Annotated in this window: 11 protein-coding genes and 1 pseudogene; 10 read left to right on the forward strand and 2 right to left on the reverse strand. The window is 61.7% G+C overall.

The genetic code is table 11. The annotated features are described in order from the left end of the window. Positions 1 to 264 precede the first annotated feature (264 nt). A complete protein-coding gene (locus FPV16_RS19110) occupies positions 265 to 744 on the reverse strand; it encodes a MarR family winged helix-turn-helix transcriptional regulator (RefSeq protein ID WP_227439959.1) in 480 nt (159 codons plus the stop codon). A gap of 110 nt (positions 745 to 854) precedes the next feature. Here FPV16_RS19110 and FPV16_RS19115 point away from each other — a divergent pair, with 110 nt between their 5' ends. The 9 genes and pseudogenes from FPV16_RS19115 to FPV16_RS19155 all read left to right on the forward strand — a co-directional run bounded on the left by FPV16_RS19115 (position 855) and on the right by FPV16_RS19155 (position 10048). Further along, on the forward strand, positions 855 to 1607 hold the full coding sequence (locus tag FPV16_RS19115) for a dienelactone hydrolase family protein (RefSeq protein ID WP_227439960.1): 753 nt from the start codon (positions 855 to 857) through the stop codon (positions 1605 to 1607). 296 nt (positions 1608 to 1903) lie between these two features. Then, complete coding sequence (locus FPV16_RS19120) at positions 1904 to 3388, forward strand: PAS domain S-box protein (RefSeq protein ID WP_227439961.1); 1485 nt, start codon at positions 1904 to 1906, stop codon at positions 3386 to 3388. Between the two features lie 402 nt (positions 3389 to 3790). Continuing rightward, complete coding sequence (locus FPV16_RS19125; protein WP_227439962.1) at positions 3791 to 4051, forward strand: GlsB/YeaQ/YmgE family stress response membrane protein; 261 nt, start codon at positions 3791 to 3793, stop codon at positions 4049 to 4051. A 65-nt stretch (positions 4052 to 4116) separates the two neighbouring features. Next, positions 4117 to 5073: a PhnA-like protein gene (locus tag FPV16_RS19130; RefSeq protein ID WP_227439963.1), complete on the forward strand. Its 957-nt coding sequence runs from the start codon at positions 4117 to 4119 to the stop codon at positions 5071 to 5073. Continuing rightward, positions 5070 to 5570: a YsnF/AvaK domain-containing protein gene (locus tag FPV16_RS19135; protein WP_227439964.1), complete on the forward strand. Its 501-nt coding sequence runs from the start codon at positions 5070 to 5072 to the stop codon at positions 5568 to 5570. The genes FPV16_RS19130 and FPV16_RS19135 overlap by 4 nt, the downstream gene beginning before the upstream one ends. Next, on the forward strand, positions 5567 to 6469 hold the full coding sequence (locus tag FPV16_RS19140; protein WP_227439965.1) for a YsnF/AvaK domain-containing protein: 903 nt from the start codon (positions 5567 to 5569) through the stop codon (positions 6467 to 6469). Before FPV16_RS19135 ends, FPV16_RS19140 begins: the two co-directional genes overlap by 4 nt. Positions 6470 to 6855: 386 nt before the next feature. Further along, complete coding sequence (locus FPV16_RS19145) at positions 6856 to 8010, forward strand: YihY/virulence factor BrkB family protein (protein ID WP_227439966.1); 1155 nt, start codon at positions 6856 to 6858, stop codon at positions 8008 to 8010. Between the two features lie 294 nt (positions 8011 to 8304). Continuing rightward, a pseudogene (locus FPV16_RS19150) lies at positions 8305 to 8868 on the forward strand (IS3 family transposase); the annotation flags it as partial. 77 nt (positions 8869 to 8945) lie between these two features. Then, positions 8946 to 10048 (forward strand): IS3 family transposase gene (locus tag FPV16_RS19155; protein ID WP_227439967.1). Its coding sequence is split into 2 segments (ribosomal slippage): positions 8946 to 9207 and positions 9207 to 10048, totalling 1104 coding nucleotides; the frame shifts between segments, so codons are not numbered across the junction. Between the two features lie 1217 nt (positions 10049 to 11265). Here the strand turns inward: FPV16_RS19155 and FPV16_RS19160 are convergent. Next, a complete protein-coding gene (locus tag FPV16_RS19160) occupies positions 11266 to 12075 on the reverse strand; it encodes an IS5 family transposase (protein WP_227439968.1) in 810 nt (269 codons plus the stop codon). A 157-nt stretch (positions 12076 to 12232) separates the two neighbouring features. Between FPV16_RS19160 and FPV16_RS19165 the strand changes: the two genes are divergently transcribed. Beyond that, a complete protein-coding gene (locus FPV16_RS19165) occupies positions 12233 to 14413 on the forward strand; it encodes a putative bifunctional diguanylate cyclase/phosphodiesterase (RefSeq protein WP_227439969.1) in 2181 nt (726 codons plus the stop codon). Positions 14414 to 14571: the final 158 nt, after the last annotated feature.

A 14571-nucleotide genomic window follows, 5' to 3' on the forward strand; every position in this document is an offset into this window, starting at 1 on the left:
GCAAAGCGGATAAGGCAGGAGGCTACAGGCGTGCAGACCCTGGTCTAGGCAATGGTCGACGCGGAAGTCCGAATGAACCAACCAGCCCGGACTCAGACCAAAAAAGGGTAACTGATTATGTATGGAAAAATCGACGGTATTTCCGACAATCAGCATCGCCGACGTCAGTATGACCCTATGGTGAAGCGGACATGCTGCTCTCGACCCGATCTCGTCCTTCGAGTTTCAAATCTCGGCGCCGCAAAGCGGACGTTGAACGGGACATCACGGTACGGCTGAAGACCATCGTCGCCCCGGACCCTTGGCGGCAAGCCGATCGAGGTTGGCGAGGAGCCGAGCAAGCAGGTCGACGAACTGCTCGGCTTCCGCCTCCGTGAAGCCGGCGAGGGCATCGCGGTTGCCCTGCATCAGCACGGCGGTTGCTTCCGGCAGGCACGAGAGGGCCATCTCCGTCAGAGCCACACGATGGCTGCGGCCATCGGCCGGATCCGGCGTCCGACGGACGAGACCGTCCCGTTCCATTCGCGCCAACATTTGCGCCATGGGCGGCTGCTCGACCCGCGCGAAACGCGCGAGATCGCGTTGCGTGCCGGCCTTTCCGTCCCGCAACGCGACCAGGACCGGCAGGTGGCCGACGCCGAAGCCGAACGGCTTCAGCCGTGCCTCGCTGAGGCGGGCGAAGCCACGGGCAACAAGGCTGACGAGATGCCCCGGCGTCGACAGTACGTCACGATGTTCGCTCATTGCCCTTACCTTAACCTCCACGATTGGCTACTAATGCATACGTGCATATGTATCGACTGCCTTGTACGCGCTCAACCGCTGCCTGGCGCCATTCATTGAAGGCCAACGGTATGCCCCGCGAGAGCGTTACGGTCACCACCCCCGACGGCCGTTGCCCAGTCACCATAGCCACCCCCGAGGGATGGACGGACGGGCCAGCCCTCATCTTCTTCATGAATGCAGGCGGCATCCGCCCGGCCGTATTCGAGATGACGCAGCGGCTGGCCGACGCTGGTTACCTCGTGCTGGTACCGGACCTCTTTTACCGCTATGGTCCCTACGGCCACTTCGATCCTGTGGAGGTGATGAGGAGCGACTTCCGCGCGGTGCTCGGTCCCCTGATGGCGACGACCGGCAACGCGAAGGCCGCGCAGGACACGACGGCGCTTCTGGCCTACCTCGACACCCGCCGGGACGTCGTGGGGTGTCAAGTCGGCGCCATCGGCTTCTGCATGGGCGGCGGCATGGCGATCATCGCAGCCGGAACCCACTCGGACCGGTTCGCAGCCGTGGCAAGCTTCCACGGCGGCAACCTTGCCACCGACGCGTCGGACAGTCCGCATACCGTCGCGCTGCTGATCAAGGCACGGCTCTACATCGCGGCGGCGACCAACGATGACAGCTACCCGCCGGAGATGGCCGGGCGCTTAGAAACGGCGCTGCGCGGGGCCGGCGTTTCGTTTGAGGCCGAGACCTACCCCGCCGCCCACGGCTGGATGAAACCCGACTTCCCGGTTTTCGACGCGGCCGCCGCCGAACGAGGATGGCGGGCGATGCTGGCCTTACTCGATCGCGAACTACGGCAGGGCAGCGTTCCTAACTAATGTGTAGGCCCTTGAGCAGGCGAGGTCGCCTCGTCAGCTTCAATGGCATAGCCGTGCGGAAGGGGTGGGTCGCAGAACCACCCGACTCAGTCATTCGGAAGCATTATCATTTAGGGACAGGGCCCAGGCTCGCCCCGCCCTCGTCTGCGTCAACGGCATAGCTCGACGATGTTGGGTATCCGTTCATATCGGACTATGCCGAGCGATGGATCCATGACGATCGACGGACTGGTAGGCCAACTCATGGCATCGACCTGTCCATGCTCTGCGTTGCCCGTCGGACGGAGGTTTTTCCGATGCGTAGCAGTCATACTCAAGCCCAGCTGGCGCAAGTCGTCGCTGGCCTCAGTGAAGGGGTGATCCTGATCGAGGCCGATCATACGCTGTCCTACGCCAACGAGGCGGCGCTCACGATGCATGGCGTTGCCGAGCTGGACGACCTTGGCGCTACCATCTCCGAATATCGTGCTAACTTCGTGCTGCGCTACCGCAACCATCGGGAGATCGGACCGCTGCAGCATCCAGTGGAGCGGGGGCTCGCTGGCGAGACGTTCCGTGATGCTGTGGTCGAAGTGCACCATGCACGGGATCCGAAAAAGATCTGGATGCATCGTATTCGCAGCCTTGTCGTGACTGAGGCGGAGGGTCGTCCGACGGGCCTTGCCCTCATCATGCAGGACGTGAGCGATCACTACGAGGCGGAGGAACGCTTTGAGAGCATGTTCCGGGCAAACCCAGCCCCAGCCGTAGTGTGCCGGCTCTCCGACCTCCGCTACGTGAAGGTCAATCAGGGCTTCATCGACCTGACAGGCTTCACGCGCGATCAGGTGCTCGGTCGGACGTTCACGGAGATCGATCTGCTAGGCCAGTGCGAGCACCGCGCTGCTGCCGTAGCCCATCTCCATGCCGGCACTCCGATCCTGCAGGGAGAAGCGTGCCTTTGTGTCCCAGCCGACTGCGAGAAGTACGTGATCGTTGCCGGGCATCCTATCGAGATGCCGGGCGGCGAGCGCTGCATGCTGTTTACCTTTGCCGATTTGGAGGATCGCCGGAAGGCGGAGGCGGAGTTGCGCTTGAGCGAAGAACGGTTCGCCAAGGCGTTCGAACTCAGTCCGATCCCGACCGCTCTTCTGAGTTCGGAAGCGGAGGTGTCGACCAGCATCAATGAGGCTTATGCCGCAGCCTTCGGTGATGCAGCCGATGTCACATCCGTACCCTGGGTCGAGGAAACCGAGCGGACACGCTTCAAGCGCGAACTGCAGCGCTACGGTCGGGTCCGAGCCTTTGAGGGACGTTTACGGACCCGGCAGGGCGACATCCTCGATTGCCTCGTCTCCGCCGAGCCGATCACGGTGAACGGCAGCTCTGGCCTGCTTTGCGCCGTGCAGGACATCTCATCTCGAAAACGTACCGAGGCGGAATTGATCTCAGCCATCGAGGCCGTAATGGCGGACGCCTCATGGTTCAGCCACGGGGTGATCGAGAAGCTTGCTCTCCTGCGCAATCCTCCCCGCTCCGGCAAGGCACCGGTGACGGCCGAAAAGCTCACAGCCCGTGAGAGCGACATGCTGGAGGGCATCTGCCGTGGTGCGACTGACGAAGAGATCGCAGGGGATCTCGGCGTATCCCTCAGCACGGTGCGCAACCACGTTACCCGGCTCTATCGCAAGATCGGTGTGAACCGCCGCAGCGCCGTGATCGTCTGGGCCAGGGAGCGCGGGATTGGCGGAACCCCAACGAATGGCGCGGGAACGTCGTCAAAACAGGGTCGAAAACACTAACTCGATTAGTCTAAAATATTAATATGTAAATTCTCGGAACATCGCCCCGTTGACTGTCTTGAGCGGCAGTAGCTCTGCTCGAAGCCAGCATCTCGGGAAGTGGCTCCAGGGCCAATACGAGGTGTGACGATGGGCAAGGGCCGAAAGGTTCTGTCGGATGATCACGCTCGAGCCCTGATCAAGCAGGCCATCGGGATGATCTTTGGGGACACGCAGGTTGAGGCGGAAGCCACAACCGAGATTGCAGCCATCGAGTCGAGGCATGCCACGGCCCGTCACAAACCAGTGAAAGCCCCACGTCCTCCAAAGGCGTGAGCAATCAACATTCCATCGTCTCTCGGCTCTCCCTCGCGCAGGCTCTGCGTCGCCCCCCCGACGCACGTCTCAACACTGGAGCACACCATGTCCCTCCTCGCCTGGATCGTTCTTGGCCTGATCGCCGGCTTCATTGGCAGCAAGATCGTCAACAACACTGGCCAGGGGCTGATCGTCGACATCCTGCTCGGCGTCGTCGGCGCCGTCGTCGGTGGCTTCCTGTTCAACCAGTTTGGCCAGCCCGGCGTGTCCGGCCTCAATCTCTACAGCCTGCTCGTCGCCATCGTCGGAGCGGTCGTCGTGCTGTGGCTCTACCACGCCCTCATGGGTCGTCGCCGGCTCCTCTGAGCCCGTCGCCCGATCTCGCTTGCGCCGATCCCGGCCCTGAAGACCAACCAGAAAGACTCAACACCATGGCTCTGGCCCCGGATACAACCCCACCTGCGATCAACCGCGACCTACCAGATACGAGCATCGTCACGCCGGCCGAGGACATGCGCACGATGATGCTGCATTCCGTCTCCTGGGGCGCTGTGTTCGCCGGGGCGGTCGCCTCGCTGATCACCCAGGTCATTCTCAACATGCTCGGCCTCGGCATTGGTTTGTCGACGGTCGATCCGATGGGCAACGGAACGCCGGAAGCCAGCTCCCTCGGCATCGGTGCCGGCCTGTGGTTCGTTGTCTCCGGGGTCCTTGCTGCGATTGCCGGCGGGTTTCTGGCTGGTCGTCTCTCGGGCAAGCCCTCCTCCTCGACGGCTGGCTATCACGGCCTGATTGCCTGGGCCGTCTCGACCCTGGTGATCCTTTATCTCCTCTCCTCGGCTGCCAGCGGCATCGTCGGTGGTGCGCTCGGTACTGCCTCGTCTGCCATCGGTGGAGTCGGTAACGTTGTCGGCGGGTCCGTGCAGACTGCCGCTCAGGCAGCGGCGCCATCACTTACGAAGATCACGGACCCGTTCTCCGGCATCGAGGCCAACGTCCGCAATGGTACCGGCTCCGATCCCGCTGCGCTTAAGGATGCCGCCGTGACCGCCATGCGTGCAGCTGTCACCGGTGACGGTGCCCAGCAGGCCGCTGCCCAGGAGAAGGCCGCCCAGGCTCTCGCCAAGGCTCAGAATATCTCGGTCGAGCAGGCCAAGGCGCAGGTTGCCCAGTACACCCAGCAGTTCAAGGAGACGGTTGCCACGGCCAAGGAGCAGGCCAAGCACATCGCCGACGCAACTGCGCGTCGTGTGTCTCAGGCTTCCCTCTTCGGGGCGCTGGCTCTGATCTTCGGAGCCTTGGCTGCCTTCTTCGCGGGTCGCGGCTCGGCAGTCGATCCGACGATCACCCGCACGGCTCCGAACACGCTCGGTGCACGTCGGTCATGAGCACCCGCGACCCCGCCGCGTCCGAGATCCACGGTCTTGGTACGCTCCCAAGCGATGCGGCGGAGGTCGCCTTGGGCGAGGAAATCGTCCTTCCCCTGATCGAAGAAACTGCGCGCATCGATAAGCGCGCCGTCGAGACTGGACGGGTGCGGGTCTCGACCCGCACCGAGACCATCGACCAGGTCCTTCGCGAGACCCTGCGCAGCGACATGGTCGGGGTAACCCGGGTTCCGCTCAATCGGACGCTCGCCGAGGGCGAGGCCGTCCCACAGATCCGAACGGAGAATGGCGTGACCATCATTCCCGTCCTGGAGGAGATCCTCGTCGTTGAGAAGCGCCTCGTCCTCAAGGAGGAGGTGCATGTCCGCCAGACGACGTCAGGCGAGGATGTCGAGGTTCCGGTGATGCTGCGCCGGCAGCGCGCCGTGGTCGAGCGTATCGGCCCGGACGGCCAACAGAACGATCCCTTGCCCACCACTCCGGAGACGAAGCCATGAGCCAGACCATCACTGCGATGTACGATACCTACACCGACGCCACTGCTGCCCAGAACAAGCTCCTGGCGCTGGGCATCCCTGCCGCATCGATCAAGATCCTGTCGGGCACTCAAACCGCTCAGACCACCACGACCTCGGGCACAAAGCCAGACGAAGGCTTCTGGGGCTCGCTCAAGGATCTCTTCATGCCTGAGGAGGATCGCTACGCTTACAACGAGGGTCTCCGCCGCGGCGGCACGATGCTGAGCGTGACCGTCGATGAGGCGCACACCGAGAAGGCCTACGATATTCTCGAAGAGCACGGCTCCGTCGACCTCGATGAGCGCGAGGCAAGCTGGCGCAAGGAAGGCTGGAGCGGTTACGAGGGGGCAACCGGTTCCTCGACTGTCGGTGCCGTCGGATCGACCGCTGGCGCTACGGCCACCCGGGCCGAAGGCGCCACAGAGGCCGTTGCCGCCCACAGTGCTGCTCAGACGGGGACCGACTACATCCCGGTGGTCGAGGAGCGCCTCAACGTCGGCAAGCGCATGGTCGATAGCGGCCGAGTGCGGGTACGCTCCTACGCGGTCGAGGAGGCCGTCAGCGAGAACGTGACCCTTCACGACGAGACCGTGAGCGTCGATCGCCGCGTTGTCGATCGTGCCGTGGCGCCGGGGGACGAAGCCCTGTTCGCCGAGAAGGTGATCGAAGCGACCGAGACGCGTGAGCAGGCAGTGGTGTCGAAGGACGCTCGCGTTGTCGGTGAAGTTGGTATCCGTAAGGATGCGACCCAGCGCACCGAGACCGTCTCTGACACTGTGCGTCGCACCGAAGTCGAGGTCGAGGACGGACGTGGAACTGTGAGCCGTACGGATGCGACGGGTACCCCGACTGGGACGACGCCGCGCAAGCCGGTCTGAACCGAGATCCAGGAGGGGCCGACATCGCCCCTCCTACTCGCATGACCATCGCGTTCCGGTGAAGGTGCTAGGGGCCTTGCATGACCGTCGAGCAAGTTTGCCTCGTGGTTGCTCTCAACCTCCTCGTTGGCATTTTCATCGCGCGGTCAGGCAAATTCCGCACGACTGCGTCTGCAAGATTGATCCTGGGAGCACTGATCCTTAGCGGTTTCGCGATGATCTGGCGCTCTCTCATGCTCTAACATCGTGCAGTCTGGATCCGACCCTATTCGCAGCAGTCGATATCTGTGTCGCGGCGACAGTAAAGAGTCGTAAGGTTGACGCAGATGTGCGTACGTTGGTCAACGCCGAGGCTCACTAACTGAGCTTGCTTCCTGAGATACCCGATGACCGACCGCATCCCAACATCCACGCCGCAACCGCGGACTCAGACCTCGCCGGCGATCTGGACCATTTTTTTGGGGACCGCACTTCTGGGGCTGGTGGCCCTACCGCGTCGGGCATCTGGTTCGCGAATCGAAGGCGGTTCAAACCAACTTGGAGCCGAGGACGGTCCAAAAATCCATAGCGGGATGAGTGCGGCCCAGGTTGCGAACACCGAGGCTGACCGAGGTCGCAAGGCAGCGAACCCATCCGAGATCCCCGCCAAGGGCTGGCTGGATATCGGCAAGCGCCTGTTCCAGGAGTTTGGTAACGACCGTGTGCTGTTGGTCGCGGCGGGTGTCACATTCTACGCAATCCTGGCTCTGTTTCCGGCCATCGGCGCGCTCGTTTCGATTTATGGCCTCGTTGCCGATCCCGCGACCATCAATGAGCAATTGGCCGCCCTTCAGGGCGTCATGCCGGGCGGTGCCCTTGACATTGTCGGCGAGCAGGTAAAGCGCATCGCCGCAAAGGGGGGCGGCACGCTTGGCTTCACGGCGGCCTTCGGCATACTCGTGTCGATCTGGAGCGCCAACGGCGGTATGAAGGCCATCTTCGACGCGCTCAACATCGTCTACGACGAGAAAGAAAAGCGAAATTTTTTCTGGTTGAACTTGCGTTCCCTTACCTTCACGGCAGGGGCGCTTCTGTTCGTGGTTCTAGCCCTCATTGGCATTGTCGTCGTTCCGGCCGCGCTGGCTTTCTTAAATCTGGGCTCGATGGAGTGGGTCATCGCCTTGGCACGGTGGCCGATCCTGCTCTTTGTTGTCCTAGGCAGTCTGGCCCTCCTGTACCGGTACGGTCCAAGCCGGGAAGCTGCGAAATGGCGATGGGTGACCTGGGGGAGCGCTGTCGCAGGCCTCCTCTGGGTCGTCGTGTCGGCGCTGTTCTCGTGGTACGTGTCGAGCTTCGGCAACTACAATGAAACCTACGGCTCTCTTGGCGCCATCATCGGCTTCATGACCTGGATCTGGATCTCGACCACGATCGTGCTGCTCGGGGCAGAGTTGAACGCCGAGATGGAACATCAGACGGCCGCAGATACGACCACGGGCCGGCCTGAGGAACTTGGTGCGCGCAAGGCGAAGGTGGCCGACACGGTCGCAGCTTCCACCTGAGAGGATGGCTTGGCGTGCGTCCTGCCGCGTTCGTCAACCTGCGCCTTAGAGTATGTCCTGTTCGTCTATCTACACCGCGGGGTGAGACGACTTCTACCTATCCACGCCAAACAACGAACCTATCTCCGTTCATGTCGGATATCCGACGGTATTTCCGACACCTACGGCTGATTGCGGCAGAGTCCGAGAAGGGTGGAGGCTGTGTGAAAACACGTCTCGGGCTGATGCAAGTAGAAGGATTTCCTCCTGAAACTCTCAAAAGTCGCTGTCTCGGCCATCCGAGCTGATGTTTCCCACGACGGCTCCTGCCTTCGCTTACGGCCGGAGCGTCCCGACCATGTCTGGTCCTACGACTTCGTCGAGCACCGCACACACAACGGCAGGAAGTACCGAATGCTGAACGTGATCGATGAGTTCACGCGCGAGTGCCTGTCGATCCGTGTATCCCGCAAGCTGAAGGCCCTCGACGTGATCGACGTACTCTCGGACCTGTTCAGCCTACGTGGAGTGCCCAGTCATATCCGCTCCGACAATGGTCCGGAGTTCATCGCCAAGGCCGTTCAGGACTGGATCGCGGCGGTTGGCTCGCAGACCGCCTACATCGAGCCGGGCAGTCCGTGGGAGAACGGGTACTGCGAGAGCTTCAACGCCAAGCTGCGGGATGAACTCCTCAACGGCGAGGTGTTCTACACCCTCAAGGAGGCCAGCGTCGTGATCGAGCAATGGCGCAGGCACTACAACAGCATCCGCCCGCACTCGTCGCTCGGCTACCAGCCGCCCGCACCGGAGGTCGTCATCTGGCCAACGGAACCGACCGGATCAGCGCCGCTCGCTCACCCCACCATCGTCACGAGACCTGACCCTGACCCAGCAAAGTGGTCCGCGCTGAGCGCAAGTTTTTCGGGCATCCTGAACCCTGAAGGAGGGTGGATGCCATGCCTCGCAAACGCTTCACGAATGAACAGATCGCCTTTGCCCTGCGGCAGGCGGAGAATGGTGCGACGGTGGACGAGGTCTGCCGGAAGATGGGTGTATCCGAGCCGACGTTTTACCGTTGGAAGAAGCAGTTCGTCGGCATGGGCGTGCCTGAGATCCGGCGGTTGAAGCAGTTGGAGGACGAGAACGGCAAGCTCAAGCGGTTGGTCGCAGACCTGACGCTGGACCGCTCGATGCTGCAGGACGTGCTCAAGCGAAAGTGGTGAGGCCCGCCGTTCGCCGTGAGGTCGCTGGTCACCTGCAGGTTGCCTATGGGATCAGCGAGCGTCAGGCCTGTCTGGCTACCGGCTTCGGCTGCTCGTCCCAGCGCTACAGGAAGCGCTCGGACCCTCAGGTCGCGCTGCGGATGCGATTGAAGGAGTTGGCTGCCGCACGGGTGCGCTACGGCTACCGGCGGCTGCACATCCTGTTACGACGGGAGGGCTGGGAGGTGAACCATAAGCGCACCTACCGGATCTACCGCGACGAGGGACTGTCGATCAGGTCCAAGCTGCCCAAGCGCAAACGAGCCTGGCGTTATCGCCAGGGACGACCGGCGATCGTTGGACCCAACGAGGTCTGGGCCATGGACTTCATGTCCGACCGCCTGTTCGACGGGCGTCCGTTCCGGATCCTGACCGTCGTCGATTGCCACACGCGAGAGGCGCTCTCACTGACACCGAGAGCCAACTTCCGCGCCTTCCAGGTGACCGAGGCTCTGGACGCCTTGGTCCGGCTGCGAGGTCGGCCCAAGAGTCTCCGGGTGGATAATGGACCGGAGTTCGCCGGGCGCATACTCGACCAGTGGGCCTACCTGAACGGGGTCGAGATCGACTTCTCCCGACCGGGCAAGCCGACCGACAACGCTTACATCGAGTCGTTCAACGGCCGTCTACGAGCAGAATGCCTGAACGCCTCGTGGTTCCTGTCGCTGGCCGATGCCCGTGAGCGCATCGAGGACTGGAGGTGCCACTACAACGAAGATCGACCCCATATGGCTCTGGGCGGCTTGACGCCCCGAGCCTTCGCCAACCAAGCTGTCACTGCCCGAGAACTTGCATAGGCCGTGGACCACAAACGGGGTCAACTCCAGACCGACGATGCACTAACTTCGAACCTGGGCCACCGAATAGGGGCAGGCCAGTGAACCGCGAGGCCAACGCGGGCGGCATGGGGCCGGAACAGGCCAAGAGGCGGCGACGGTCCCGCGACATAGCCTTATCGGGGCTGGTGACGCTCCTGCGCGGCGGGAACAGGCTCGCACGGCCTACGGGGATGCCAACGGGCACGATGCCCTCACGGATCGCGCTGCGTCGCCCGTGGAGCCGCTCGGCGAGCGCCTGGGCCTCCTCGTCGGCCAAAGCGCCTGACCCGTGTCCCTGCCAGACCTGGCGGGACAGCTCGTCCATCTGCGTAAGCGTCCGCGCGCCGTCGATGGCGGCGGCCATGGTCGCGTGAAACATCGTCCCCAACCCTTTCGGGCCGCGGCAGGCACAAGGCACGACTTCTCGATGCGGGAATTGGCGTTCCCGCTTGACTCCCGAGGGGGTCATATGGCCTGTGGGGGATTGCAACCGGCCACCACAGGCCTTTTCGATTTCGCGGCCCTCCTGTTTGGCGACAGGGGGGCCGTAGTCGTTTCAGGGTCTATCTCGCGGCGGTGATCTCTCCTGATGCCGGCTCACGACTCGCTTGGGCGATACGCGGCCGGACATGGCATGTCGGCCGGGCGGGAGGGTTAAGTCAACGCTAACCCTCATCGGCGACGCCCACGGCCTGCTCGATCCATGGGAGGCCAGCCGTTTCCAACACCCTGCTCCTGCTCGTCCTGGCGACCGAGAACGCCGAGTTGCGTGCCCAGCTGGCGGAGGTTCAAGCCCAGTGCGTCGAGTTGGCGGTGGATGCAGGGGAGCGCCATGCCGAGGTCGAGGCGCTGCGGTGGAAGTTGGCGGAGTTGCGTGCTGAGCGGGATGCAGGACGGGCAGTCCGTCCCCAACGCTTAAGACAGACCCAGTGGGATTCGAGGAACTGTCGATACCCTGCCAAGTTCTCTCAACTTCATGGACGGAATACCTTGCCCTGCCCGGCGAAAGCTGGAGCGGGGTATTTGTTTGGCCCTGCCTCCAGAATTTAGGACAACCCAGGCATTGCCTTGCAATCGTCCACAGGCTGCCAAGCACGCCCCGAAGTGCCACTGAATGACGCTCAAAGCCGACTCAATCCAAATCATCGAGCGAGTGTGAGGCAACAACGAGCCCAGTCAGGAGCGTCTAGAGGCTGTTATGAACCGCCGGCCAGTTGAGCGGCGTGTTTGAGCATGAGGCAGACGAAGGCGACGACGTGGAGATCGGCGAGTGTGCTGGGATAGCGCTCGTAGTCCTTGACGAGGCGGCGGAAGCGCGTCGCCCAGGCGAAGGAACGCTCCACGACCCAGCGGCGCGGCAGCAAGACGAAGCCGCGCTTAGCCTCCGGGAGTTTGACGACCTCCAGTTCGATGCCGTGTTCGCGGGCGGCCTTGGCTGGCTTCTCACCGGTGTAGCCCTGGTCGACATAAGCCAGATCGACGCTATCCCCGGTGGCGGCCTGCACGGCTTGCGCCAGATGCCCGACCTGGGCCCGGTCGTCGGCATCGGCGGGCGTGACGTGCAGGGCCAGGAGATGGCCCAGGGTGTCGACGGCCAGATGGACCTTCGAGCCCTTCTTACGCTTGGCCCCATCGTAGCCGGCCCGCTCGCCGCTCTCGGGCGTCGAGCGCAAGGTTCGGCTGTCGAGGATGGCCGCGCTCGGCTCAGGAGAACGCCCGGAAGCCAGGCGCAGGAGCGCCCTCAGATCGTCGGCGAGTTGCTCGAAGCAGCCTGCCGCCAGCCAGCGCTGCGCCTGCTGGTAGACGGCTTCCCAGGGCGGGAGGTCATGGGGCATCCACCGCCAGGGTGCCCCCGTCTTCACCACGTAGCGCAATCCGTTGAATGCCTCGCGAAGCGAATACTCACGCTGCCCCGCATCCTCGCGCAGCAGCGTCAGGTACGGCGCGACCAGCGCCCATTCATCATCGGAAACGTCGGACGGGTAGGCTTGGCGCGAAGAGGTCATGCCTCTTCATCTGGATCCCAGATCGCCAAGGTCCATCACAGCCTCTAGGGTACGGAAATGCGTCAAACTTGCCGTGACATCAAAATCCGTTTTTGCTTACAACGAATTGGTAGTATTTTGAGCGCGTTGTTCTTCGCACCTCAAAACAGCGACGGCCATGCCACATCGCGAGTATCCCGTCCTACTCAATGAGCCCCAGCGCCTGGAGGCCCTGAAACGCTACAAGGTGATGGACACGCCTCCCGAGGTTGAGTTCGACCATGTGGCGAAGCTCGCCGCCGACCTGTTTCGTGTTCCGACTGCCCTGGTTTCTTTCGTCGGAGAGGATCGTCAGTTCTTCAAGGCACGCCTAGGTTTTCAAGCCTGTGAGACTTCACGCGCCAATTCATTTTGCGCACATGGACTCGTAAGTGACGAGGTACTCGTCATCCCAGATGCGCAGGCGGATGTCCGATTTCGGCTCAACCCACTCGTTACCGGCTCGCCCTTCATCCGCTTCTATGCCGGAGCCCCCCTCCGCACGCCAACTGGGCAGAGGATCGGCTCAATCTGCATCATCGATGATAAACCTCGTCCATCCTTGAGTGACCATGAGAAGGAGCTTCTGCAAAGCCTCGGCAGAATCGTCATGGATCATCTGGAGCAACGGCGCCTGAACGTGCTGAAGAATGCTGCCATGAAGATGGCAGCTGCTACCCCAGATGCAATCGCATGCTCCCATGAGAACGGCGTGATTACGTTCTGGAATGCAGCGGCCGAACACCTATTCGGTTTCTCTCGCAGGGAGGCAATGGGCCGTCATATCGATTTGATCGTTCCTCCGAAGCATCGACAAGCCTATCACGCTGAGATCGAGCGCCTGCGAACAGGGGGGGGAGGCGACCTGGCCGGGACAACCTTTGAAATCAGCGGTTTGAGAAAGGACGGAACGTCGTTCCCCGTAGAGATCTCCCTCGCACGCTGGCAGGATGGTCCTCGGACAGAGTTCGGTTCGATCATCCGAGATATCTCAGAGAGACATCAGAGCCAGAAGTATCTGCGGTACCTCACGCAATTCGATCGGATGACCGGTCTGCCAAATCGGGTAAGCTTTCTGGAGAAGATCGCGCATGCTCTGAAGCAGGCCGGCCAATACACCGTTCTCAAAGTCGGTCTCGACCAGTTCAAGACCATCAACGGTTCCATGGGAATGGCAGCCGGAGATAATATCCTCATTGCCGCCAGTGAGCGGATCATCAATATCGTGGGACCAGAAGCATTCGTAGCGCGCCTGGGAGGAGACGAGTTCGGCATCCTCGTCCTCGGAAGCAATGATCTAGTTCAAGCAGAGGCCATCGCCAATCGTATCCTCGCAGGTCTCAGTTTGGCTTTTACAATACAAGGAATTGCCTGCCACATTAGCGCTAGCGTTGGTATCGTTCTCTGCTCCGAGACATCACAATTCGATGAGCCAGACGCAATCCTGAAAGGGGCCTTGCTGGCTCTTCAGCAGGCCAAGCTTGCAGGCGGGAGGCAATATGGATTGTTTCGGTCCGAACTTGGTGAACTCGCGGACGAGCGCCACCGGATCGAGGAAGAGCTCAGAAATGCCTTGGAACGGGAAGAGTTCGAACTTTATTTCCAGCCTCAGGTGCAGCTCCCGGATCATCGCATCGTCGGTGCTGAGGCCCTATTGAGGTGGCGGCATCCGAAGCAGGGCCTCTTATCACCTGCTATCTTCCTTCCGGTACTTGAAAGCAGCGCTATCGCGATCCCGGTCGGTGACTGGATCTTACGTACCGCCTGTGCCTTTGCCGCTGAAGCGGCTACGTCAGGCACTCCGCTCCGCATCGGCGTAAACCTGTTCGCAGCACAGCTGCGGGACACCTTATTATGTGAGAAGATTGCGGATGTGCTGACCACCTTCGGGCTTCGTGCAACGCAGCTTGAGCTGGAAATCACCGAAACCACCGTACTAGGCCACGACGAAAGCATTTTAGCGCCGCTGCGCCAGATCCGAGAGATGGGCGTCGGCATCGCTTTCGATGATTATGGCACCGGCTTCGCCTCTCTGAGTCTGCTGAAGCGTTATCCACTCACGCGCCTTAAGATCGACCGCGAATTCGTCCGCGATCTCGAAACTGATCCAGACGATGCGGCGATCGTCAAAGCGGTTTTGGCCCTTGGGGTCAGTCTCGACCTTGAGGTTATTGCCGAAGGGATTGAGACTGGCGGACAGGCAGCATTGCTGGCTTCTTATGGGTGCCGCGAAGCCCAGGGATACCTCTTTGGCAAACCTATGCCAGCCCGAAAATTTCTCGGCATTGCAACTGGGCTACCGCCTGGGGCGGCTTCCTGAAGCAAGCAGATTAGCAATTATCATTCCTTTCATATTTAAAAGCAAGAATGAAGACAACCAACTGCCAACAGTAAATTTTAGATTTCCTCGTAAAGAGTAGAGAGCCCTATTATGACAATGGTAATTCTTCTCAAAAATCACGAGGACCACCAATCTTA

This window comes from Methylobacterium sp. W2 (assembly GCF_020662345.1).
Taxonomy (GTDB): Bacteria; Pseudomonadota; Alphaproteobacteria; order Rhizobiales; family Beijerinckiaceae; genus Methylobacterium.

Excerpts from the sequence above, each read along its gene's own strand:
- FPV16_RS19110 (WP_227439959.1), bottom strand. The coding sequence starts at position 744 with ATGAGCGAACATCGTGACGTACTGTCGACGCCGGGGCATCTCGTCAGC.
- FPV16_RS19115 (WP_227439960.1), top strand. The coding sequence starts at position 855 with ATGCCCCGCGAGAGCGTTACGGTCACCACCCCCGACGGCCGTTGCCCA.
- FPV16_RS19120 (WP_227439961.1), top strand. The coding sequence starts at position 1,904 with ATGCGTAGCAGTCATACTCAAGCCCAGCTGGCGCAAGTCGTCGCTGGC.
- FPV16_RS19125 (WP_227439962.1), top strand. The coding sequence starts at position 3,791 with ATGTCCCTCCTCGCCTGGATCGTTCTTGGCCTGATCGCCGGCTTCATT.
- FPV16_RS19130 (WP_227439963.1), top strand. The coding sequence starts at position 4,117 with ATGGCTCTGGCCCCGGATACAACCCCACCTGCGATCAACCGCGACCTA.
- FPV16_RS19135 (WP_227439964.1), top strand. The coding sequence starts at position 5,070 with ATGAGCACCCGCGACCCCGCCGCGTCCGAGATCCACGGTCTTGGTACG.
- FPV16_RS19140 (WP_227439965.1), top strand. The coding sequence starts at position 5,567 with ATGAGCCAGACCATCACTGCGATGTACGATACCTACACCGACGCCACT.
- FPV16_RS19145 (WP_227439966.1), top strand. The coding sequence starts at position 6,856 with ATGACCGACCGCATCCCAACATCCACGCCGCAACCGCGGACTCAGACC.
- FPV16_RS19160 (WP_227439968.1), bottom strand. The coding sequence starts at position 12,075 with ATGACCTCTTCGCGCCAAGCCTACCCGTCCGACGTTTCCGATGATGAA.
- FPV16_RS19165 (WP_227439969.1), top strand. The coding sequence starts at position 12,233 with ATGCCACATCGCGAGTATCCCGTCCTACTCAATGAGCCCCAGCGCCTG.